The sequence below is a fragment of the Micromonospora pallida genome, assembly GCF_900090325.1.
In the GTDB taxonomy this organism is placed as follows: Bacteria; Actinomycetota; Actinomycetes; order Mycobacteriales; family Micromonosporaceae; genus Micromonospora; species Micromonospora pallida.
On the sequence record NZ_FMHW01000002.1, the window covers coordinates 1591829 to 1612315 of the forward strand.

At 70.1% G+C, this 20487-nt stretch carries 23 protein-coding genes and 1 pseudogene; 7 read left to right on the forward strand and 17 right to left on the reverse strand.

Annotation, left to right across the window (positions count from 1 at the left end; genetic code table 11):
- Positions 1 to 66: 66 nt before the first annotated feature.
- The 4 genes from GA0074692_RS07000 to tnpA all read right to left on the reverse strand — a co-directional run bounded on the left by GA0074692_RS07000 (position 67) and on the right by tnpA (position 3169).
- Positions 67 to 612: a GerMN domain-containing protein gene (locus GA0074692_RS07000; protein ID WP_091652841.1), complete on the reverse strand. Its 546-nt coding sequence runs from the start codon at positions 610 to 612 to the stop codon at positions 67 to 69.
- Positions 613 to 686: 74 nt separating this feature from the next.
- Entirely contained in the window at positions 687 to 2036 is a 1350-nt protein-coding gene (locus GA0074692_RS07005) for a sensor histidine kinase (protein ID WP_091640570.1), read from the reverse strand.
- On the reverse strand, positions 2033 to 2716 hold the full coding sequence (locus GA0074692_RS07010) for a response regulator transcription factor (RefSeq protein WP_091652845.1): 684 nt from the start codon (positions 2714 to 2716) through the stop codon (positions 2033 to 2035). The genes GA0074692_RS07005 and GA0074692_RS07010 overlap by 4 nt, the downstream gene beginning before the upstream one ends.
- 186 nt (positions 2717 to 2902) lie before the next feature.
- Positions 2903 to 3169 carry an IS200/IS605 family transposase gene (gene tnpA / locus GA0074692_RS07015; protein ID WP_091640572.1) on the reverse strand — a complete coding sequence of 89 codons (267 nt, stop codon included), beginning with the start codon at positions 3167 to 3169 and terminating at the stop codon, positions 2903 to 2905.
- A gap of 38 nt (positions 3170 to 3207) precedes the next feature.
- Between tnpA and GA0074692_RS07020 the strand changes: the two genes are divergently transcribed.
- From GA0074692_RS07020 to GA0074692_RS07030, 3 genes are all read left to right on the forward strand, one after another.
- Positions 3208 to 4428, forward strand: a complete 1221-nt coding sequence (locus GA0074692_RS07020) for an RNA-guided endonuclease InsQ/TnpB family protein (RefSeq protein ID WP_218106584.1) — start codon at positions 3208 to 3210, stop codon at positions 4426 to 4428.
- 87 nt (positions 4429 to 4515) lie between these two features.
- A complete protein-coding gene (locus GA0074692_RS36425; protein ID WP_091640578.1) occupies positions 4516 to 4965 on the forward strand; it encodes an STAS domain-containing protein in 450 nt (149 codons plus the stop codon).
- Positions 4966 to 4975: 10 nt separating this feature from the next.
- Positions 4976 to 5593, forward strand: a complete 618-nt coding sequence (locus GA0074692_RS07030) for an STAS domain-containing protein (RefSeq protein ID WP_091640580.1) — start codon at positions 4976 to 4978, stop codon at positions 5591 to 5593.
- A 147-nt stretch (positions 5594 to 5740) separates the two neighbouring features.
- Here GA0074692_RS07030 and GA0074692_RS07035 read toward each other — a convergent pair whose 3' ends face one another.
- Positions 5741 to 7288 carry an alkaline phosphatase D family protein gene (locus GA0074692_RS07035; RefSeq protein ID WP_091640582.1) on the reverse strand — a complete coding sequence of 516 codons (1548 nt, stop codon included), beginning with the start codon at positions 7286 to 7288 and terminating at the stop codon, positions 5741 to 5743.
- Positions 7289 to 7467: 179 nt separating this feature from the next.
- Here GA0074692_RS07035 and GA0074692_RS07040 point away from each other — a divergent pair, with 179 nt between their 5' ends.
- Positions 7468 to 8571: a winged helix DNA-binding domain-containing protein gene (locus tag GA0074692_RS07040; RefSeq protein ID WP_425413325.1), complete on the forward strand. Its 1104-nt coding sequence runs from the start codon at positions 7468 to 7470 to the stop codon at positions 8569 to 8571.
- Between the two features lie 93 nt (positions 8572 to 8664).
- A complete protein-coding gene (locus tag GA0074692_RS07045) occupies positions 8665 to 9132 on the forward strand; it encodes a DUF1707 SHOCT-like domain-containing protein (protein ID WP_176738337.1) in 468 nt (155 codons plus the stop codon).
- 11 nt (positions 9133 to 9143) lie between these two features.
- Here GA0074692_RS07045 and GA0074692_RS07050 read toward each other — a convergent pair whose 3' ends face one another.
- From GA0074692_RS07050 to GA0074692_RS07075, 6 genes and pseudogenes are all read right to left on the reverse strand, one after another.
- The gene (locus GA0074692_RS07050; RefSeq protein ID WP_091640590.1) at positions 9144 to 10091 is read right to left on the reverse strand and encodes a hypothetical protein; all 948 of its coding nucleotides are present in this window, start codon (positions 10089 to 10091) and stop codon (positions 9144 to 9146) included.
- Positions 10092 to 10234: 143 nt separating this feature from the next.
- A complete protein-coding gene (locus tag GA0074692_RS07055; RefSeq protein WP_425413378.1) occupies positions 10235 to 10567 on the reverse strand; it encodes a PadR family transcriptional regulator in 333 nt (110 codons plus the stop codon).
- 128 nt (positions 10568 to 10695) lie between these two features.
- Entirely contained in the window at positions 10696 to 11148 is a 453-nt protein-coding gene (locus GA0074692_RS07060) for a hypothetical protein (protein WP_176738338.1), read from the reverse strand.
- A 102-nt stretch (positions 11149 to 11250) separates the two neighbouring features.
- Positions 11251 to 11455: pseudogene (locus GA0074692_RS07065) on the reverse strand (DUF397 domain-containing protein).
- A gap of 148 nt (positions 11456 to 11603) precedes the next feature.
- Positions 11604 to 11798: a DUF397 domain-containing protein gene (locus GA0074692_RS07070; RefSeq protein WP_091652851.1), complete on the reverse strand. Its 195-nt coding sequence runs from the start codon at positions 11796 to 11798 to the stop codon at positions 11604 to 11606.
- Positions 11791 to 12168, reverse strand: coding sequence for a Scr1 family TA system antitoxin-like transcriptional regulator (locus GA0074692_RS07075; RefSeq protein WP_245730628.1), 378 nt, complete (start codon positions 12166 to 12168; stop codon positions 11791 to 11793). Before GA0074692_RS07075 ends, GA0074692_RS07070 begins: the two co-directional genes overlap by 8 nt.
- An 81-nt stretch (positions 12169 to 12249) precedes the next feature.
- Here GA0074692_RS07075 and GA0074692_RS07080 point away from each other — a divergent pair, with 81 nt between their 5' ends.
- A complete protein-coding gene (locus GA0074692_RS07080) occupies positions 12250 to 13539 on the forward strand; it encodes an IS701 family transposase (protein ID WP_141725474.1) in 1290 nt (429 codons plus the stop codon).
- Here GA0074692_RS07080 and GA0074692_RS07085 read toward each other — a convergent pair.
- The 5 genes from GA0074692_RS07085 to GA0074692_RS07105 form a co-directional block, all read right to left on the reverse strand.
- The gene (locus GA0074692_RS07085) at positions 13517 to 14137 is read right to left on the reverse strand and encodes a Scr1 family TA system antitoxin-like transcriptional regulator (RefSeq protein ID WP_091640595.1); all 621 of its coding nucleotides are present in this window, start codon (positions 14135 to 14137) and stop codon (positions 13517 to 13519) included. The two genes, GA0074692_RS07080 and GA0074692_RS07085, sit on opposite strands and share 23 nt — an antisense overlap.
- Positions 14138 to 14496: 359 nt before the next feature.
- Entirely contained in the window at positions 14497 to 15387 is an 891-nt protein-coding gene (locus GA0074692_RS07090) for a helix-turn-helix domain-containing protein (protein ID WP_091640598.1), read from the reverse strand.
- A 240-nt stretch (positions 15388 to 15627) separates the two neighbouring features.
- A complete protein-coding gene (locus GA0074692_RS07095; RefSeq protein ID WP_091640600.1) occupies positions 15628 to 16335 on the reverse strand; it encodes a hypothetical protein in 708 nt (235 codons plus the stop codon).
- Positions 16336 to 16653: 318 nt separating this feature from the next.
- Positions 16654 to 16977, reverse strand: coding sequence for a hypothetical protein (locus tag GA0074692_RS07100; RefSeq protein WP_141725187.1), 324 nt, complete (start codon positions 16975 to 16977; stop codon positions 16654 to 16656).
- 174 nt (positions 16978 to 17151) lie between these two features.
- On the reverse strand, positions 17152 to 18285 hold the full coding sequence (locus tag GA0074692_RS07105) for a peptidoglycan recognition protein family protein (protein WP_091640604.1): 1134 nt from the start codon (positions 18283 to 18285) through the stop codon (positions 17152 to 17154).
- Positions 18286 to 18900: 615 nt separating this feature from the next.
- On the opposite strand from GA0074692_RS07105, the gene GA0074692_RS07110 reads away from it, so the two are divergent.
- Positions 18901 to 19737 (forward strand): TIGR02452 family protein, encoded by an 837-nt coding sequence (locus tag GA0074692_RS07110; RefSeq protein WP_091652853.1) that lies wholly within the window; start codon positions 18901 to 18903, stop codon positions 19735 to 19737.
- A gap of 242 nt (positions 19738 to 19979) precedes the next feature.
- Here the strand turns inward: GA0074692_RS07110 and GA0074692_RS07120 are convergent, their stop codons facing one another.
- Positions 19980 to 20303, reverse strand: coding sequence for a hypothetical protein (locus GA0074692_RS07120; protein ID WP_091640606.1), 324 nt, complete (start codon positions 20301 to 20303; stop codon positions 19980 to 19982).
- Between the last annotated feature and the right edge of the window lie 184 nt (positions 20304 to 20487).

Sequence of the window (20487 nt, forward strand, 5' to 3'; positions counted from 1 at the left end):
CGGGCGGGGTGGCCGGCGACCCACCCCGCCCCCGGTCAGCGTGGCTGGCGACCGAACCCGCCCCGGTCAGCGTGGCGAGATCATGGCCGTGTAGTCGTCGGCGGTCAGCGGGCCGGTGGAGAGCGACCCGTCCGCCCGGGGCACCCCGAGCCGCTGACCGCCCTGCACGAAGGTGACCCGGTCCACGTCGTCGCGGCTGGTCAGCGTACAGACGATCTGCCCGACGGCGAGCACCTCGTCGTTGCGTCCGGTGCCGTCCAGCCGCTCGCCGACGGCCACCGTGGCCTCGCCGCCGGTCACCCGCACGTCGGTGACCACGTTCACCCCGGTCAGGGTGCTGGTCAAGCCGTCGTCCCGTTCGGTTTTGACCGGCCCGTCCAACAGCAGCTTGATCTGCTCCCGGGCGGTCGGTGGGATGCGGCCCCGGCGGTTGACCACCACCAGCGTGTCGTCCCGGACGTAGCAGAGCCGTTGGAGCACGGTGCCGCTCTCGGTGGTCACCGGGGCCGGGGACCCCACCGGAAACGGTCCCTGCGGCGGCGTCACCTCGCGGGGCACCCGCTCGGCGGAGACCCCGCAGCCGGCCAGGGCGAGTACCCCGGCCACCACCAGGGTCGGCCACCGGAGTCGCCGCCTCCACCGGCCCACCTGGTCAGTTCGTTGGCCCGCCCGCCGCGCGTCGGCGTTCAGCACCGGGCCTCCCGCAGTTCGACCCGGAAACGGGCACCACCGCCCGGCCGGTCCACCACGTACGCGCGCCCGCCGTGCGCGGCGGCGTGCTGCGCCACCAGGGCCAACCCCAGGCCGGTGCCGTCGCCGCCACCCCGGGCATTGGCCCCGCGCCCCCGGACGAACCGGTCGAAGACCACCGTACGGTCCTGCGGGTCGATGCCCGGCCCCTCGTCGTCGACCTCGACCCGGTACACCCCGGCACCCGAGACGAGCCGGACGGCGCAGGGGCCACCGCCGTGGCGTACCGCGTTGTCCAGCAGGTTGCCGAGCAGTTGCTCGACCCGCCGCCGGTCGACCCGCCAGGTGCCCGGCCCGGTGACGCGCACCAGGGTCTCGGGCAGTCCCCGTCCCCGGCACACCTGCCGGGCGAGGTCACCGACGGGGACCGGCGTCCGCTCGGCTGGCTGGTCGCTGCGGGCCAGTTCGAGCAGGTCGTTGACGAGCGCCTGGAACCGGGCGATCTCGTCGGTGATCAGGTCGGTCGCGGTCCGCGTCCGGTCGTCGAGGTGGTCCCGCCGCCGCTGCAGGACGCTCGCCGCGGCGGAGAGCGTCTGCAACGGCGACCGCAGTTCGTGGCTGACGTCGGCGGCGAACCGGCGGTCCCGCTCCAGCCGCCGGGACAACTGGTCGACCATGTGGTTGAAGGACGTGGTGAGCCGGGCCAGGTCCGGCTCGGTCGCCGGGTCCAGCCGGGCGGTCAGGTCTCCGGCGGTGATCTCCTCCGCCGCGTCGCTGACCGAGCGCAGCGGTCGCAGCACGCTCCGGGTCATCCGCCAGCCGATTCCGGCCCCGGCCACGGTCGTGGTGACCGCGACGGCGGTGAGCACGAGCGCCACCGTCCGCAGGGTTTCCTCCAGTTCCTGGAGGGAGTCGACCTCGTAGAAGGTGGTGGTGGGGGAGAGCGGCACCCCGACCACCACGGCCGGTTGCCCGTCGGCGCGGATCCGCTGCACCGCTGGGGTGCCGTCGGCGACCAGCCGTTGCATCCGCGCCGGGATGCCGGTGGTGACCCCGGCGTCGACGTTGCGGGCGTACCAGACGCCGTCGCGGCGCAGCACCGCCCGACGGTCGCCGCCGGTGTCCAGCGAGCGCAGCACCTCGATGATGTCCGGCCGGTCGCCGGCCAGCCCGGCCTGCACGATCGCCGCGTCGAAGTAGGCTGCCCGCACCGCGGTGCGTTCCCGTTCGGCCAGCAACGAACTCCGGGTGAACTGGTAGGAGGCCACCGCGATGGCGGTGGAGAGGGCCAGCGCGCCGGCGGCGAAGCCGGCGGCCACCCGGGTACGCAGTCCCGCCCGTATCACGGTTGCAGCTTGTAGCCGAGCCCGCGGACGGTGACCAGGTGCCGGGGTGCGGTGGTGTCCCGCTCGATCTTCTGCCGCAGCCGGCCCACGTGCACGTCGACCAGGCGCTCGTCGCCGACCGTGTACCCCCACACCCGATCGAGCAGCTGCTGTCGCGACAGCACCCGGCCGGCGTGCTGGGCCAGCTCGCAGAGCAGCCGGAACTCGGTGCGGGTGACCGCCACCGGCGCCCCGTCGACCCGGACCTCACCACCGTCGGGCAGGACCTCCAGGTCGCCGAAGACGAGCCTGGGGATGGTCGCGGCGGCCCCGACGGCGGCGCGGGCCCGTCGCCGCAGGGCCCGCAGCCGGGCGGTCAGCTCCTTGATGGCGACCGGCTTGACCAGGTAGTCGTCCGCGCCGGCCTCCAACGCGGCGACGATGTCGTGGGTGTCGTCCCGGGCGCTGACCACCACGATGGGTACGTCGTCGGAGCGGCGGATCTCCCGGATGCACTCGAAGCCGTCCACCCCGGGCAGCATCAGGTCCACCAGCACCGTGTCGGCCGGCTCGGTGCGTTGCGTGCGCAGCCCCTCCTCCGCGGTGGCGGCCCCACGTGCGGCGTACCCCTCGTCCTCCAGCGCCAGCACCAGGGACAGCCGGATCCGGTCGTCGTCCTCGATCACCAGCACTCCCGTCATGCGGCCCATCATCGCCCGTCCGCCCCGGTCGGCCGCAACCGGGCGACGGGGCGTACCGGACGGGAACCGGGTTTGTCATCACGTGCCTTCCGTGGAAATCCCCGGCTTTAGCCGTGGGGAGGAAACGGAACCCTGCGGAGCGGGCCAGGGGTAGCCCATCCGCCGTGAAGGTGGATGGGTGTCTGGTCAGGCGTTGCGTTGGTTGTCGACGTACGTTTTGGCTTCTTCCAGGGTCGCGCCGCCGGCGACGAAGTAGGAGTTTGTCCACAGGGTCGGTATGCGGGATTTGAGGTGCGGGAATTCGTGGCGGAGCAGTCGCGACGAGCGGCCCTTGATCTGTTTGACCAGGCGGTGGATGCCGTACTGGGGGTCGACGACCATGAGCAGGTGCACGTGGTCGGGCATCGTGTGGCAGCGGTACACGATGTTGTTGTGTGATCTGACCTCACCCATGCCGGGGCTATGCAGCCTTGTGTCGTATGGTGTCCGTTGTGTCGGAGACGGTGCGTTACACCTACCGTCTGCGGCCCGGCCGTCAGGCTGAGGGCGCACTGCTGGCCGAGTGGGGCCGGTGTCGGTGGTTGTGGAATGAGGCCGTTCACCAGCAGCGTGCCGGCCGCAGGCCGACGTTCGGGAAGCTGTCGAAGCTGCTGACCGAGGCCCGTGGCCGTAACGCCTGGCTGCGTGACGGTTCGCAGGTCGCCCAGCAGCAGACGTTGCGTACGTACGCGACCGCGTTGAAGCACTCGTTCACGGTCAAGGGCCGGGGCCGTCCGAAGGTCAAACGTAAGAAGGACGCCCTGCCGAGCCTGGAGTACACCACCCGTGGTTTCCGGCTTAAGGATGGCCGGTTGTGCCTGCCCGGTAGGGTCACCGTCCCGGTCGTCTGGTCTCGTGACCTGCCCTCGGACCCGACAAGCGTGCGCGTCTACCGTGACAGCCTCGGCCACTGGTACGCGTCGTTCGTCGTGCGTCGGCACCTGGCCGTAACGCCTGACGCGGACCTGCCCGGTATCGGCGTGGACTGGGGCGTGAAGACCACCGCCACCACCACGATCCCGGTGTTCGACCTGCCGCACCTCGGGCACCGCAAGCGGTGCGCCGCCGAACTGGCCAAAGTCCAGCGCCGGATGGCGCGCCGCCACCGGCCGAAGGGCCACGCCTTTTCCCAGGGCTACCTCGACGCGAAACGGCAGGCCGCCCGGATCACGAAGAAAGCGGCACGGCAGAACACCCACGACGCCCGCGTCTGGGCGAAAAAGGTCACCCACCACCACGCGCTGATCGCCGTCGAGGACTTCACACCGAGATTCCTCAGCAAAACCCGCATGGCCCGCAAAGCAGCCGACGCGGCGATCGGCGCCTGCAAACGAGAACTTGTCGAGCGTGGTACGCGGGCGGGCCGGAAGGTGGTGCTGGTGCCACCCGCCTACACCACGATGACCTGCTCCGCGTGCGGTGAGAGAGCCAACCACCGTCTCGGACTGGGCGTACGCATCTTCGAGTGCACGGCATGCGGACACACCGCATGCCGCGACCGAAACGCCGCGAGGACGATCCTCGCCACGGCTGAACGCCGCCGTGCCAGCGCTGACGACGTCAGACATCTGATCGCCTCCTTCCGCGACGGTGGATCAAATGCTGTCCGAGCTGGGAATCCCGGGCCCGACCCGAGAGGGAAACCCCCCGGATCCATCCGTGGGAATCGTTAACGATCCGTCACATGTTCGGGGAAGGACCGTCAAACCTCACGGCAAGGCTGTGCTCAGGCTCACCCGCGACGGGCATCGGGAGGTGCGGTGGACAGCAACGGGCGGGGCGCGGAGGGCGTCCCCGGGACGGACCAGGCGGAGATCACCGTGACCGACCCGCTGGACCTGGCCGGGGTACGCAGACTCGGCCCGGTGGTCGACGCGGTACTCGCCCGGCGACCGGCCCGACTGGTGATCGACATGTCGGCGTGCCCCCACGTCGACGCGGCCGGCATCGGCCTGCTGCTCGACACCCACCGGCGGATGTGGCGACTGGGCGGGTTGCTCACGCTGCGTTCCCCGGCGCCCCGGATCCGGCGGCTGCTCCAGGTGGCCCGGGTCGACCAGGTCTTCCACGTCGTGTCCGGGCCGTCGGGCGAGACCGCCACTTCCGCGTCCACCGCTGCCCCGACGACCAGCGCCGGTGAGACCGGCGCCCCGGCGTCCACCGCTACTCCGCCCCGGGCCCGCGCCACCGCCCCCGTCCGCCCCCGGTGAGGTCGGTCCGATGACTGTCGTACCCGGATTGCGTTCCGGCACCGTCAACCTGATCTGCGACCGGTGCGGGGACTCCGTCGAGGCGGTGCCCGCCGTCCTGGCCGAGCCCGAGGTGGTCTGGACCGTACTGGTCGAACAAGGCTGGGAGGGCTCGCCCTTCGCGGTCGGGTCGCACCGCTGCGCCGGCTGCGTCGTAGCGTCCCTGGTCGCCGCACCCCCCGAGGTCGGCGGACCCGTGGACGCAGCGACCGGGCCGGGCGGCTGGCAGGTGGACGTCGAGGAGCTGCCGGAGGCGGTCGTGCTGACCCCCGGCGGCGACATCGACGCGCTGGTGGTGGACGTCCTGCGGGAGGCGCTCGCCGCCGCGCTCTCCGGGGACCGGGACGTCGTGCTCGACCTGTGCCGGGTCGGGATGCTCGACTCCACCGGACTCGGCCTGCTGGTCCGCGCCCATCGGGAGGCCCGGCAACAGGGCCGGTCGTTCTGCCTGGTGGCACCGTCCCGGTTCGTCCTCACCGTGCTGCACACGATGCGGCTGGAGTCGGTCTTCCTCGTCTTCGACCACCGGGCGCAGGCACTGGCCTGCCTGGCCGCCGAACGTCCGGACCTGTCCACGCCCGGCCGTTAGACGCTTTCCCACGGGTCACGGCTACGCGGAAAGGCCCGGCGGCGTCGGTACCGCACGGTGCGGCCGGGTCGTGCCCACGGCCTGGCCGGGGGTTCGAGTCCCCGGCTGTGGGCTGCGGCGACCTGACCGCACCGTGCGTCCGTACGGTCAGACGGTGTCCGTCCGCACCCCCGGCTGGCCGGCCTCGACCACGAACGCGGCCCGGGTGGACACCGGGGCGCCGGGCTCGGTGACGTACGGCACGACCCGGTACTCGGTCCGGAACTGCTGGTGGTCGAGCTGGCAGCGGACATACCCGCGCCGGGCGTTGTAGAACTTCATGTGCGGGTTGCTGGCCAGCCACTCCCGGCCGCGCGCGTCCAGGTCCGACCCGTTGCCGCCGGAGGTGATCGAGGTGCCGAGGAACTCGACCCCGACGGTGCGCGAGGACTGGTCGTCGAAGTTCTGCTTCAGGTCCGACACCATGCTGCAGTGCGCGTCACCGGTGACCACGACCATGTTCTCGACGCCGCGGTCGACCACGCCGTCGAAGAGCCGCTGCCGCGCCGCCGGGTAGCCGTTCCAGTTGTCGTTCGGCAGCTGCTGGCCGGGGCCCGGGTCCCGGTCGGCGTGCGTGATCACCGTCTGGTTGCCGAGCACCTTCCAGCGGGCCGTCGAGGTGGACAGGCCGTCGAGCAGCCACTGCTCCTGGTCCGTGCCGAGCATCGTCCGGGACGGGTCGTCCATGCCGGTCGGGACCTGGTCGGACCGGTACTGCCGGCCGTCGAGGATGTTGAAGTCGGCGAGATTGCCGTAGCGCAGCCGGCGGTACAGCCGCATGTCCGGCCCGCGCGGGATGCTCATCCGGCGCAGCGGCATGTGCTCGTAGTACACCTGGTACGCGACCGCCCGGCGCTGCGCGAAGCTCTCCGGGGACTGCGCCGGGTCCTCGGAGGTCCCGTCGGCGTAGTTGTTCTCCACCTCGTGGTCGTCCCAGGTGACCGCCCAGGGGAAGCGGGCGTGCGCCAGTTGCAGGTCCGGGTCGGTCTTGTACTGCGCGTGCCGGATCCGGTAGTCGCTCAGCGAGAAGATCTCGGTGGCGGGCAGGTGCGCGCGCCCGATCGAGCCGGCCGACGGCCCCTCGTAGATGTAGTCGCCGAGGTGCAGCACCAGGTCGAGATTCTCCTCCGCCAGGTGCCGGTACGGGGTGAAGTGCCCGGTCGGCAGGTTCTGGCAGGACACGAAGGCGAAGGCGAGCTGGCGCCGGTCCGCGTCGTACGCCGGCGCGGTGCGGGTCCGGCCGACCGGGCTGAGCTGGTTGCCCACCCGGAACCGGTAGTAGTACTCGCGGTCCGGGCGCAGGCCGGTGACCTCCGCGTGCACGGAGTGGCCGAGTTCCGGCGTGGCCTGCTCCGCGCCGGCGCGGACCACCACCCGGAAGTGCTCGTCCTCGGCCACCTGCCAGTTTACCGGGACGACCTTGGGCGGCATGCCGCCCAGCCCGTCGACGGCGAGCGGGTCCGGCGCGAGCCGGGTCCACAGCACCACCCCGTCGGGCTGCGGGTCGCCGGAGGCGACACCGAGGGTGAACGGGTAGTCGGCGAAGCTGGGGTCGGCCCACGCCGGTGCCGACGAGAAGCCGGCGATAGCGGCGGTGACGCCCACGCCGGCCGCGCCCGTCAGCCCGAGGAAGGCGCGCCGATCAAGATGGGGCATGCGAGGGTCCCTTCAGAGGTAGCAGAAGATCACCACTCATTGGTACGAACCGAGATGGCCGGCGGATGACCACCCGAAGACCACGGGCGGACCGGTGGACATCAAGATCTACTCGGGTGTCGGACCCTTGCGGTACACATGGAAGGCCAGGTCCGGACATGTGTGGGGGGAGACGCAGGGTGGAGTTCAGCACGCGGGACGCGCTCGCCTGGCGCATGGCCAGCCTGTTGTTGCGGCCCGGGGCCGGGTCCCCGCCGGGCGACGTCGCCGGGGTGGTCGAGTGGTTCGGGGCGATGCAGGCCCAGGACATGGCCAGCGGCCTCTGGTCACTCGGCGCGCGGCTGCCCGGCTCCACCGTCGCCGACGTGCAGGAGGCGCTGGAACGGCGGGAGGCGCTGCGCACCTGGCCGATGCGCGGGACGGTGCACCTGGTGCCGTCCCGGGACGCGCACTGGATGCTGGCCGTGCTGGGCGAGCGGGCATTGGCCGGCGCGGCGCGCCGCCGGGAGATCCTGGGGCTGAGCGAGCAGACCGCCGACCGGGCCACCGAGGTGCTCGGTGCGGCGCTGGCCGGCGGCCGCCGGTTCACCCGGGACGAGTGCCGGCAGGCGCTCACCGAGGGTGGCGTCGACTGCACCGGGCAACTCCTCTACCACCTGCTCTGGTACGCCAGCCAGCGTGGCGTGCTCTGCATCGCCCCGCACGTCGGCAAGGAACAGACCTTCGTACTGCTCGACGAGTGGGTGCCCGACCCGCACCGCCCAGAGCGCGAGGAGGCGCTGGCCACCATCGCGCTGCGCTACTTCCGCAGCCACGGCCCCACCACCCGGCAGGACTTCGCCGGCTGGACCGGGCTGACCGCTGCCGACGCCCGGCGCGGCATCGCGGCGGCCGGTGCGGCCCTGACCACCGTCCGGGTCGACGGTGTCGAGATGGTCATGACGCCCGAACTGCGCGACGCCGGCCCTCTTGCGCCAATCGACGACCTGCGGATCCTGCCCGGCTTCGACGAGTACCTGCTCGGCTTCAAGGACCGGTCGCTGATGGTCGACCGGGAGCACCTGTCGGCGATCATCCCCGGCGGCAATGGGGTGTTCCAGTCGACGGTGGTCCGCTCCGGCCGCGTGGTGGCCACCTGGAAGCGGACGGTCGGGCGGAAACAGACCGTGGTACGGGTGGCGCCGCTGGTCGACCTCGACGGTGCGGAGCGGGCCCGGATCGAGGAGGCGTTCGGACCGTACGGGCACTTCGTGGGGCAGCCGCTGCGGTTCGACTGGCCCTGACCCCGTGCCGGGCCGTGCTGGAGCGGCTCGACGGGTATGGCGCACGGGTGCCATCGTGGGAAGAATCGGACCACGACACCTCGGGCGGATCATATGAATCTTCATGAGAGAGTTGGTAACGATCAGCGGGCGGCTGTCCTCGAGTTGCTGTCGAAAGCCCTTGCTGATGGTTACCTGACGCTGAGTGAGTTCGACCAGCGAAGCCTCGCAGTGCATTCCGCTGTGACCGTGGGGAATCTGGTCGGTCCGTTGCGGGATCTCCCTCGCCAATTCCACTGGATGCCGCAATCTGCTCCGGCGGTACGCCACGCGGCTGCCGACAAGAGCCCCTTGGCCCTCACCGCTGTCGTGCTGGGTGTGGTGTCGCTTCCCCTGTCGCTCTGTGGCGGACTGGGGGGCATCCTCGGCGTTGCCGCAGCCATCCTCGGGGGTGTTGTGGCGCGCAACAAGATGGATCACTCGAAGGGTGTGCTGGCGCTCACCCTCGGCCTTGTCAGTGCCGCTATTTCGCTGGCATTCCTGGCCATGGTCCTGCTTGCCCCTGGCCTGCCATCGGCTTGATCTTAGCGCTACTAAGCGGTCAGTGGGCCTCGACGGCTGGGGGTGGACAGCTTGGCTAACGGTAGCCCGCCGACGATGGCAGCCGCGCCGAGGTAGGCCAGCGGCCGGAAGAAGATGAAGGTGTATCCGACCCAGGCAGGTTCGGTCGGATGGTGAGATGTGAAATAGCTGGCAGTCAGAGTCAGGGTGCTCAGTGCGGTAGCGGGAAGGAGTGCGAGAAGGCCCGCGCCGAACACGGCGACGACGAGGGCCCGCCGGGCCGGGCTGGATTCCTGAATGTGTCGGAAGGCCCATGCCGCGACCAGCCAGCCGGCAAGACCGCCAGCAAGCAGCCCGGCCGTGGTCAAGGGCAGTACGGCAGCGGGTGTGGTGCGGGCGACGGCGATCTGTAGCCCGTAGTGGGACTCGTCGAGATGGCCCTCGGAGAACACCTCGACCAGCCACCCGTTCCGGTGAAGCGCAGTTTCCGGGCAGCAGCCTGACATCTGCCTGTCGGCCGGCTGCCATCCAGCCGCCCGCAGTTGCTTGTCCGCCCCGGCCACCACCTGCTGCGGGGGCTTGTCGTACGGGTAGGTGAACTGGAAGAAGACCTTCCCAGCCGGATACTCGTCGGTCCCGCCCACCAGGTAGGCCCACCGCGGATCGGTGTATTCCGGGTTGTCGTCGAAGATGAAGTCCCAGCGTTGCGGCTGCGCCGACGCCCCTGGCGGCAAGGCGGGCTCGACCATCCGCAGCACCTCGGCGTTGCTCGGCAGGGGTGGCGCGGTCTGCCAGCCCAGATAGCCGCCGAAGGCGCCCAGTGCCACTGCCGCGAACGTGGCGCTGGTGATCGCGGCAAGGATTCCGGCCGCTCCCCACACCCGGAACCGGAACCGGATCCCACTGGTAAGCAGGTCCACGACCTCCGAGCGGCTCGGCCGGTCCCCATCGGCCGCAGCGGCGTCCAGCAGGGTGGTCACTATTTCGGCGCCGTGGCGGTGTCGGTAGGACCGCGGGTAGGTCAGCAACAGCCTGCGGTACCGGCGTGCGAGCCTTGCCCGGTTGCTGTGTTCTGGCATCCGACCTTCCTTACCGGTTCGCGAAACGACTGGACGAGGGGACATCAGGAGGGGAGCAGACCGGGCAGCGGCGCCCACCCGGCCAGCCGCTTCACCGCAACCTCGGAGTTGTGCCGTAGCCGGGCAGCCTCCTGCCGCAGGGCAGCACCCCCGTGTTCCGTGAGCCCGTAGTAGCGCCGCACCCGACCGTCGACCGCATCCTCACGGTCGACCGCGATCAGCCCCTCAGCGGTCAACCGGTCCAATGCCGCGTACAAGGTGCCTGCGCTCAGCTTCACCCGGCCGCCGGACAGCTCCACCACCTGGCGCATCACGCCATAGCCGTGCAGTGGTGGCCCGGCCAGCGCCGCAAGGATCAGGAAGGTGGGTTCCCTCATGGTCACAGGCACAATATACAGATGATCGATATAGTCCGGAACATTCTGCGGCATGGCCGCCGGTCCCACTTGGACGGTCGAAGATCGCAACAGTCCGTACGGCGCGGTTGTCGAGCCGCCGGGCGGTGCTACTTGCTCTGGACTCTGTCGATGACGGCGACTTCCTCCGTGCCGCTGGCGCAGGTCTCCGGGATGGTCGGCATGCCGTCACCGGGCAGCGGTAAGGTCGCGTAGCCGCCGGCGGCGGTGAAGGTGGAGCCGACCTGGACAGTGTCCGCGCCAGGCACCTTGACCCCGGCGCCGTCCCCGGTCTTCAGTTCGCTTCCGGCCGGCCACACGACGACCAGCATCCGGTTGTCTGCCAGCCGTACGGCCAGGCACTGGCCCTTGCCCACCACCAGTTCACCGGCGATCTCGGCGTCCTCGCCCCCGTCGACCTTCGGTGCCACGAAGGTGGTCACGCCGTCCGCTTCCACGGTCCGGCCCGGGGCAGCTTTTCCGCAACCGGAGAGGAATGCCGCCGGCAGGACGAGCCCGGCGAGCGCGGAGGTGAGAACTCGGGAGCGTAGAGGGATCGGCACGGCGCGCGGCTCCTGGGGTTCTGCGAGCGGGTGATGCCTGGTCAGTACGCCTTGAGCAACAGTCCAGGGTGGTGTGGACCTGTTGTTGCGGACCGGGGATCGCTACCTGCCGTGGTTCGCGATCGTACTTGCCTGGAGGAACGCCACCCAGGTGTCCGTGGTGAAGGTGAGTAACCGGGCCAGCCTGATGCTTGCTGTCCCGTACGGCGACGACGCCGGGCAGGTTGGTGGCGACTTCGACGCAGTTGCCGTTGTTGTCACCGCTGCGGGTGCTCTTGCGCCACTGGGCTCCAGTCAGATCAGCCACGGTGCACCTCTCCATGATTTCGTTGATCAACCCCTGGCCGGCGGTGTAGGCGGCGTGTCCCACGCCGAGGTGCACGCTGTGCCGGGCCAGCCCGCCGATCATCGGGCAGTCGGTCGAGTGTCGAGCGTGCTTCTGTTGGCCTCTTCCCTCAGCGCTCATCCGTGTGGGGATGGACGAAGGCACTCCACGCCTCGTGAGTGAAGGTGAGGTTAGGGCCGGTAGGGTCCTTGCTGTCTCGTACGGCGACGATGCCGGGCAGGTTGGTGGCGACTTCGACGCAGTTGCCGTTGTTATCGCCGCTGCGGGTGCTCTTACGCCACTGGGCGCCTGCCTGGTTATGCACCATGATGGACCTCCTCTTTGATCTTGACGATCAACCTTCTTGATTGTTCCTCATCGAGTGCCAGGAGATCGAGGCTGCTCCAGATATTTTCGTAGACGGCGAACTCTTCGGGGCGGTCGAGGTAGAGCGCCCCAGTGACCGATTCGCAGTAAACGACAGGACGTTCCGGCGTCGCCCGGGTGCCGGACGGAAACTTCAACATCACGAACGCGCCAGCCAAGGCGCCGTTGTGCGCCCCTGCGGCCAGCGGAAGCACACGGATCGAGACATTTGGAAGTTCAGCCTGGCGAGTGAGGCGTCCTAATACGGCAGCCGCCGTTTGAGATGTCGCTGGTCGCGAGGGGTGGACGCGAGGCGGCCACCGCGTGATCGTCTGTACGTTGTGGACATAACTTCAGATCTGGCGGTGGCCGCGTGCCACAGCGTAAACCCTGGTGGGTGGGAGCGGGTTCTGGCCGGGGTGTGCGCCTCGTTCGCGGGCCGGTTCGGGCGGGTCGAGCCGCGTCGGACGGCGGCGGCGTTCGTGGCGGGGCTGCTGTCGGATATCGAGGTCAAGACGTGTTGGCAGTTGGCGGAGCAGGCCGGACATGCCCGGCCGGATGCGATGCAGCGGCTGTTGTATCGGGCGGTGTGGGACGCCGACGCCGTCCGTGACGACCTGCGCCAGGTGATCGTGGGCCGGTTCGGCGCCCCGGACGCGGTCCTGGTCGTTGACGAGACCGGTGATCTGAAGAAGGGCGTTCACTCGGTCGGGGTGCAACGCCAGTACACCGGCACCGCCGGCAGGATCGAGAACGCGCAGGTCGGGGTGTTCCTCGGCTATGCGGGCCGGGACGGGCACACGCTGATCGACCGCAGGGTCTACCTGCCGGTGTCGTGGACCGAGGACCGGGGCCGCTGCCAGGGCGCCGGTGTCCCGGACGAGGTCGGGTTCGCCACGAAGTCCGAGTTGGCCGCCGACATGATCACCGCGGCGGTCGACGCCAGCGTGCCGGTGGCGTGGGCCGCCGCGGACGAGGCCTACGGCAACAGCAGCGTCTTCCGTGCCCACCTGCGCGGACACCGGCTGGGCTACGTCCTGGCCGTGTCCCGCAGCCACCTGGTGCCCCTCGACGGCGGCAAGGTCAAGGTTCGCGCCGACCGGATCGCCGCCGAACTACCCGCCTCAGCGTGGCAGCGCCGCAGCGCAGGGACCGGATCGAAAGGGCCCCGCTACTACGACTGGGCCTGGCTCGATCAGGTCACCACGGACGCCGACCCCGACGACGGCGGCCGGCACAGCCTCCTGATCCGCCGCAACACCTCCACCGGAGAGTTGGCCTTCTACCGGTGCTGGACCCGACACCCGGCCACCCTCGCGCAGCTCGTGCGGGTGGCAGGAATCCGCTGGACCGTCGAAGAGAGCTTCCAGGCCGCCAAGAGTCAGGTCGGTCTGGACCAGCACCAGGTCCGCCGCTGGGACTCCTGGCACCGCTTCACCACACTCGTCCTGGCAGCCCTCGCCGTCCTGGCGATCTGCGCCTCCGACGCCGCCGCCGCACGCGACATCGACAACTCGGGAGACACCGGGCTGATCAAGCTCACCGTCAACGAAGTCCGCCGGCTGATCAACACCTTCATCATCCGCCCGATCAGCGACCTCGCCCACCGTTTGCACTGGTCACGGTGGCGACGCGGGCATCAAGCCCGAGCCCGACGATCCCACTACACCCGACGCCTCAACCTCGAACTCCAGTCATGATCCCGATCGGCGGCTGCCGTACTAACTGCTCGGCCATCACTGCTGTTCCGCCCACGCACCTGAGCAAGACAGCCTCGGAAAGGATCCACTCCAGTCGTGGAGCCTTGGGCAGCCGGCGGACCAGGAGATCTTGCCGTCGACGCCGAACCTCCAAGACTCTTTCCAGCTCGTCAGCGGGCATATTGGGTCGGTGCTGATACACGCCGCGGGTGTAGCCCGGAGTCTGCAGGAGCCCTGGGATCAGGGTGTCGTCGTGTTCGCGTAGGTGGGAGGCGGCCTGTTCGAGGCCGACGTACAGCTCGAACCAGTCGGGGACGGCGTTGCCGTACGAGTGCCACCAGCCCTTGGCCTTGGTCTCTCCGGCCAGGTTGGTGAGGGCGTCGGAGAGCTCGCGGTTCGCCCCGTACAGCTCGCACATGAAGCGGACGTCGAGTGGGCGAACCGGGCCACCGCCGGTCTCGATGCGCCACATCTTCTGCCGGCTGCAGTGGAGTGCCTCGGCCACGCCATCCAAGGTCATCTGCGCTTCGAGGCGTAGCTCCTTGAGGGCTCGTCCGAGCTGTCGTCGCGGGACGGTGGATCCGGTGTCCTCGGACATGGGGCATCGGCTCCTCTCGTGTCGATTTTTGTTACATCGGGACGCCATCGGTGGAACGCGGAACTGTCGCCCGGACAGGAGAGGGGAAACGGGCAGCCAAATCATTGCGGTCGCGCCCTCGACCCTACTGGAGAGAGGCGGGAATAGCTATTCCCGTGCAATTCCCATGAGGTGTTACAAAGATTCCGAAAGGTTAGTACAAAAACCGCCCCGGTGGTGGAGCGAGCGGATTCGGGCGTGGAGCGACGTCAGGAGTTGGGGCGCACCGCTCGCCGTTGCCCTGCGCCTGGGCGCTGCCCGGCGGGCTCGCCGTCGAGCGGTGCTGAGTCGTCGCCCCGTTGTCGCCGCCGCTTCCCGGGTCAGTCGTGCCGCAGTTCCCCGACGATCTTCTTGATGAGGTCGACGGACTCGCCCTCGTCGAGCGCGAGCCGGTCCATGCCCTGCCACGTGCCCTCGTAGGCCCGCAACTCGTCGGGTTTGTCGAGGTACAGCGCGCCGGTGAGCGACTCGCTGTAGACCACCGACGGTTCGGGTGTCGTGCAACCGCTTGTGACGGTGGGGAAGTCCAGGATCGCAAAGGTGCCCGCCACCGCGCCCGGTGGCGGCCCGGCGGCGAGCGGGAGTACGCGTACCGACACGTTGGGCAGGGCGCTGATGTCGATGAGCCGCTGGAGCTGTGTCGTCATCAGCGACGACCCGCCGACGACCCGGCGCAGCACCGCCTCGGAGAGGAGTTGGCACACCCGGGGCGCTGCCGGCGTACGACGGGTCAGCAGCGACTGCCGGTGCAGCCGAAACTCGACCGCGCGTTCCCGCTCCGCCTCGCTCGCCTGTGGCCGGTCGAGTCGGTGGACCTCCTGGGCGTACTCCCGGGTCTGGAACAGGTCGGGGATCAGCGACTCGTCGTGGCAGCGCAGGCGGGCGGCGGCGGACTCCAGGCCGACATACAGCTCGAACCAGCTCGGCACCACGTCGCCGTACGTGTGCCACCATCCCTTGGCGCGGGTCTCGACGGCCAGTCCGCGCATCGCCTCAGTCGTTTCCGACGACACCCCGTACAGCTCGCACATCGCCTTGACGTCGAGTACCCGAACCGATCCTGTGCCGGACTCGATACGCCAGATCTTCTGCCGGCTGTATTCCAGTGCCTCGGCGGCGGCGTCAAGTGTCACGCCCGCCTCGGTACGGAACTGGCGCAGCAGTCGACCGAGCTGTCGACGCGGGACCGTCGACCCGATGTCTTCCGGCATCCGGATACTCCTTGAGTAGGTATGGCAACACTGAGTAACGTTGCCCTGCAACGTGTATAGGCTCGGGATGGGTAAGTCAAGACGCGCTGCCACCCTGTGGCGACAGAGTGTCGTGCCGCTGCGCCGAGCTGTCACCGGGCCGTTGGCATCGGCTCGGCGAACCGCTCGTCGAACCGGTTCAGCCTGGTCTGGTCGGCCCGTACCCCGCGGTGAACCGCATCCCGACGATTGACCGTCCGATCATGCCGGCCCGATCGACAGGGCGTGGTTCGCCTCGTCCCCGATGAGCAGGGCCGCTGCCCGTTCCCGGGCGGTCAGCGCGCTGGCGTCGAGCACCGACATGATCCGGACGTCGCCGTGGGACAACAGGGCGCGTAACGCGCCGTCCACCACCTCCCGGTCGTACTCGTCGAGCAGTTCGCGGAGGTCGGCGAGGCCGACCCAGGCCCCGGGGGCGACGGCCAGCTCCCGGTACGCCGTCCGGACCAGGGCCTGCGCGTCACCGGACCCGCCGGAGGTCACCATCGGGGCGGCGGCCGGCCCGGCGGCGTGCTCCCCGGCCGAGGCGTCGGCGTCCACCCCGGGAGCGTCCTGCCGGAAGAAGTCGGCCTGGCTCAACCGCCGCCGGTCCAGCCCTCGGTCGACGCCGGCCAGGAGGGTGAGCAGCGACCGGGTGGCCGAGCCGCACTGCCGGGGCAGGCGCGCGATGTGCAGCCGTCGGACGACGTGCCAGCCGTTCTCGGTCAGCTCGTGGGAGAAGGGCCGCTGCGACCGGTCGGTGCTGACCAGGCCGAGCTTCACCAGCTTGGCGTTGTCCGCACCGGTGAGCGTGAACCCGGCCAGCTCGCGCAGCTCGGTGTTGGTCAGCTCCCGTGCCTCGGCCATGAGCACGACCAACGCGTTGATCTGGTTGGGCGTCAGCTGGGGCAGGGCGTCAGCGGTCGGCATGGTGCCTCTTCTCCTCGTCTCGCGCGCCGGCCGTGCGTCGTCCGGCCAGCAGGTCCCGGATGGTGCCCACGACGGCGTCCAGACCGGACAGAGAGCAGTGCTGTCGTCGCGGGGCAGGTCGCACAGCGGCAGCGCCTGCGGCGTGGGCACTGCCAGCGGGATGATGTCGGCCTGGCCGGGTTGGCCCGGCGGGCGCGACCGATCGACGGCGACTGGCGTCGGTGAGGATCCGGCCGGGCGCGGCGGCGCGTGCCGCCGGGAAGCGGGCGGCGGGTAGGGCCGTCGTGCCGCCGTTCAGGGCGCGTTCGACCAGATGGTTCAGGAGCACGCTGACGGTGTGTGACCGGGCCGCCAGGGCGCGGGCCGCCGCGACGCGGATCGCGCCGGGACCGTCGAGCCGGGCGGCTCCGGACGGCCACCGGGGGAGCGCGCGACAGCGGCCCGGTCGGCCACGTCGAGCAGGGCCGTCATCGGCCCGGCGGCGGTCATCCCGGTCGTCGGGGAGAACCGCGGCACCGGCGGGGCGTCGGCTGGCAGCGGATGTCGGGCGGGGTCGAGCAGTTGCGGGTCCGCCGTGACCGACCGGCTGACCCGGTACGCCGGCAACACCGTCCAAGATGGACTGTCCACCGTGTACGTCATGTGGTGACGATACGTCCGCGCCCGACTGCGCGCGGTGGCACCCCGGTAGGTCGGGCGCCCGGCGGTGGACGTCCTGTGCCGTCCACCGCCGGGTGTGCGTTCACCGCCAGGTGTGCGTTCAGGGCTCGCCGGGCCGGACCGAGCGGAACCCGGCCCGGCGAGCGGGGTCGGAGGTCAGTCCTGCGTGAACGACTGGCGGACGACGCCGCCGGCGAGGGCGCACCAGGTGCTCAGGTTGACCTTGCCGTTGTCGGGCAGGCCGTGCAGCCGCTGGAGGTCCTGGACGGCCTTCTTGGTCACCCAGTCGAACTCGCCGGTGATCGTGACGTCGGCGTAGCCCTTGACGTTCAGGATGTACTGCACGGCGCTGACCGGCAGGCCGGTGGCGTCCTTGTCCAGCTCCGGCACGAGGGTCTCCCAGGTCGGGCCGGTGAGGGTGGCGTCGATGTCGACCGGGATGCCGTTGCGGGCCTGCCAGTCCTGCACGGCCGCCACAGTGGCGGCGTCGAAGGTGCCGGTGACGGTGACCGGGTAACCCCGGAACCCCAGCAGGTACTGGGCGATCCGGACCACGGGCCCGCCGACGAACCGCCAGATGTCCGGCCACCGCCGGGCCGGCACGTCGCCCAGGTCGGTGCCGAGCGCCGCGAAGACCCGCCGGCGCAGGGTGGGGAACTCCCGGTAGAACATCGCACCCGGGCAGAGCGTGGCGCGGAAGTCCCAGTGGCCGAAGATGTCGTGGGCGTGCAGCCCGTACTGCTGGCAGATCGTGGTGCAGAGCCGGACGAGGGAGTCGAGCAGGGCCTGTGGGGGCGTCTCGGTGACGTAGGTGCCCTCGTTCTCGATGCCGATGGACCGGGTGTTCTCCCCGGGGCAGTGCGCGGAGACCATTTGCCGCTGGCCCTCGCGCAGGGTGTCGAAGCTGCCGCGCCGTCCCTCCAGGACGTAACCGCCCCGGCTGATGGTGAAGTGCTGGCCGGTGTCGGACCAGCCGTTGCCGTCCATGTGCAGGTCCTGGCAGCGCTTGGCTAGCCGGATGGCCTGCTCCTGGGAGTAGTCCGTGGTGTTCGGGAAGGCCATGTGGTGCACGATGATCTTGTTGGTGGGGATGGTGCTGATCGCCAGCGGATCCTTCGGCGGGCGAGCCCCCCACTCGTCGCAGCTGAAGATCCAGTCGAGGTCGTCGCCGGGGGCGGCGTGCGCGGCCGCCGGCCGCACCAGTTCACTCCCGACCACCGCGACCGCAGCGGCACCGAGGCCGGCGCGGATCAGGGTCCGGCGGTCGAGTTCGGGACTATCGAAGATCATGGCATCTCCCTCGGCCAGTCAGTGACGGCACGAGGCATGAAAAGGAACTCCACCGCACTCGCGCGCAATGGAGAATATTGCCGAGTTGCTGGCAGCGCTAGAGGGCGTTGGACATGTCCGTTGGTCGGGTGTGTTGAAGGTGCGGTGATGCTGCCGGGTGGCGGGGCCGCCTCGGGTGGGGCGGTGGAGCATGCCGGCGCTGGCGGCCCAGCGGATCATGGCTTCCGAGGTGGGGGTATGGGTTTCGTGGGCGGGGGGCGGTGTCGCCTTGACGCTCTGGGAGTCGATGATCCCCGCCGTCGATCACGGCCCGCCGGGGTGCTTCTTCGGTCTGCCCATCCACTTCGGGGAAGGCGGCATCGGCTCGATGATCTCCCACTCGGCGTCGGTCAGACCAGACGGGCGCCGCCGTACTCGATCCCTTCCTGTCTATCGACCGAGCCGGATCCATCGACCGGACTCGTTGTGCGGAACGCCCGACCAACCCACATCCCAAGCGCCTGTTTTGGTGCTACCACCGTGCGCGAGACCGTTAATCGGTTGCCGGTCGGGGCGGGACTGCCTAGCTTTGCCCACCGTGCAGAATATTGACATTAGCGCATGCGAGTGCGCCGGGTGAGTGGCCGTCTTCGTGAGATTGCTCGGCAGACGGTGGCGATCGCCGAGTCAGGCCGCTATCGCAATGGCGCCGGTGCTGACGTCGTCATCGGCGGGGCGGTACGTGCCGCGGTCGCCGGCACTCGTGAGTACCTGCCGGACGAGGTGCTCGCGGTGGGGGACGCGGAGCCCGGCGCCGGCAAGGTGGAGGTGACGTACGAGTCGACGTTGCAGGCGGCCTACCGGCTTGGGGCTGGTGCGGCGTGTCTGGTGTTCGCGTCGGCGAAGAACCCGGGTGGCGGGTTCCTGGGCGGAGCGAAGGCGCAGGAGGAGAGCATCGCTCGCTCGTCGGCGCTGTACCCGTGTCTACTTGCCGCGCGGGAGTTCTATGCGTTCCACCGCGGGCAGCGAGATCTGCGTTACAGCGACAGGGTCGTCTACTCCCCGGGCGTGCCTGTGTTCCGGGAGGACAAGGGGAACCTGCTCGACCAGCCGTACACGATGTCCTTTCTGACCGCTGCGGCGCCGAACCTGGGCGCGATCCTCCGCAACCAGCCCGAGCACGCTGCGGATGTGCCGGCGGTGCTGGTCCGGCGTGCCCGGCGGGTGCTGGAGGTCGCGGCTGCGCACGGGCATCGGACGATCGTGCTGGGCGCGTGGGGGTGCGGGGTGTTCCGCAACGATCCCGCCACCGTTGCCGACGCATTCGCCGACGCGCTGCACGTGGTCGACCGATTCGACCACGTGGTGTTCGCCATTCGCGACGGGCTGCCGGGTACACCCGTCTATCGCGCGTTCATGGAACGCTTTTCAGGAACTGCCGTGAAATCGGCGGGTGGTAACGATCGGGGGTGAGCGTCGCAGGGCCTGGGAGTGACGACCGCGCCTGCGGTATCGGTGCCCAGGCCCTGGTAGCCGGCGTCGGCGAGGATCTGCACGCCGAGTGGTGCGTTCAGGGGAAGGTCGACCAGTCCGGCGGTGCGTGCCGGGGTGATGTCGTGCATCGAGCCCGGGCGGGTCTCGCCGCGGAACAGAGGGGGTCGGAGCCGGACGCCGTCGCGCACCCGGCAGACACGTTCGGCGGGGCGGCCTGATCGTCAGGCCGCCCGCAGCCCCGATCCCGGCATCCGCCGGGGCAGTTGCGCCTCGTCGGCGGAGGCGTGGTCGGGAGAGACGCCCGTGTCCTCGGGCCGATCGGTGGCCGGGGCATTCCGCCGGGACAGGCGCATCGCCTGTTCCGCGTTGCGTAGCGCCGGGCACGGGCCGGGCTCGTCGGGGCAGCCGAGGTTGCCGCACCGGCCGGCGGCGTCGAGTTGGTGGGCGCGTGTCACGTCGAAAGCGAGCCGCCACAGCAGCGGGTCGGTCACGTCGTCGGGCAGGTCGACCTGCTGACTCGGATAGTTGTGGGAGGCGTTGGGCACGGGGACCCCTTTCGTCGACGTCGGCTTGATGGTTCACCACCTCCACCAAACGCTAAACCTGCTGCGCACGTGTCCTTCGTGACAGCCCCCGCGAGTGCGACCGGCGTCATGTCCCGAAGGAACGGCCCGCCGCCGACCGGGCACCCCGACCTCGGTCGCGGGGGTGGCAGGAGTGGCCGGCAGC

Coding starts and splice junctions, on each gene's coding strand:
- GA0074692_RS07010 (WP_091652845.1), bottom strand. CDS start 2,716: ATGACGGGAGTGCTGGTGATCGAGGACGACGACCGGATCCGGCTGTCC.
- tnpA (WP_091640572.1), bottom strand. CDS start 3,169: ATGGGTGAGGTCAGATCACACAACAACATCGTGTACCGCTGCCACACG.
- GA0074692_RS07030 (WP_091640580.1), top strand. CDS start 4,976: ATGACTGTCGTACCCGGATTGCGTTCCGGCACCGTCAACCTGATCTGC.
- GA0074692_RS07035 (WP_091640582.1), bottom strand. CDS start 7,288: ATGCCCCATCTTGATCGGCGCGCCTTCCTCGGGCTGACGGGCGCGGCC.
- GA0074692_RS07045 (WP_176738337.1), top strand. CDS start 8,665: ATGAATCTTCATGAGAGAGTTGGTAACGATCAGCGGGCGGCTGTCCTC.
- GA0074692_RS07055 (WP_425413378.1), bottom strand. CDS start 10,567: ATGAGGGAACCCACCTTCCTGATCCTTGCGGCGCTGGCCGGGCCACCA.
- GA0074692_RS07085 (WP_091640595.1), bottom strand. CDS start 14,137: ATGTCCGAGGACACCGGATCCACCGTCCCGCGACGACAGCTCGGACGA.
- GA0074692_RS07090 (WP_091640598.1), bottom strand. CDS start 15,387: ATGCCGGAAGACATCGGGTCGACGGTCCCGCGTCGACAGCTCGGTCGA.
- GA0074692_RS07095 (WP_091640600.1), bottom strand. CDS start 16,335: ATGCCGACCGCTGACGCCCTGCCCCAGCTGACGCCCAACCAGATCAAC.
- GA0074692_RS07100 (WP_141725187.1), bottom strand. CDS start 16,977: ATGACGTACACGGTGGACAGTCCATCTTGGACGGTGTTGCCGGCGTAC.
- GA0074692_RS07105 (WP_091640604.1), bottom strand. CDS start 18,285: ATGATCTTCGATAGTCCCGAACTCGACCGCCGGACCCTGATCCGCGCC.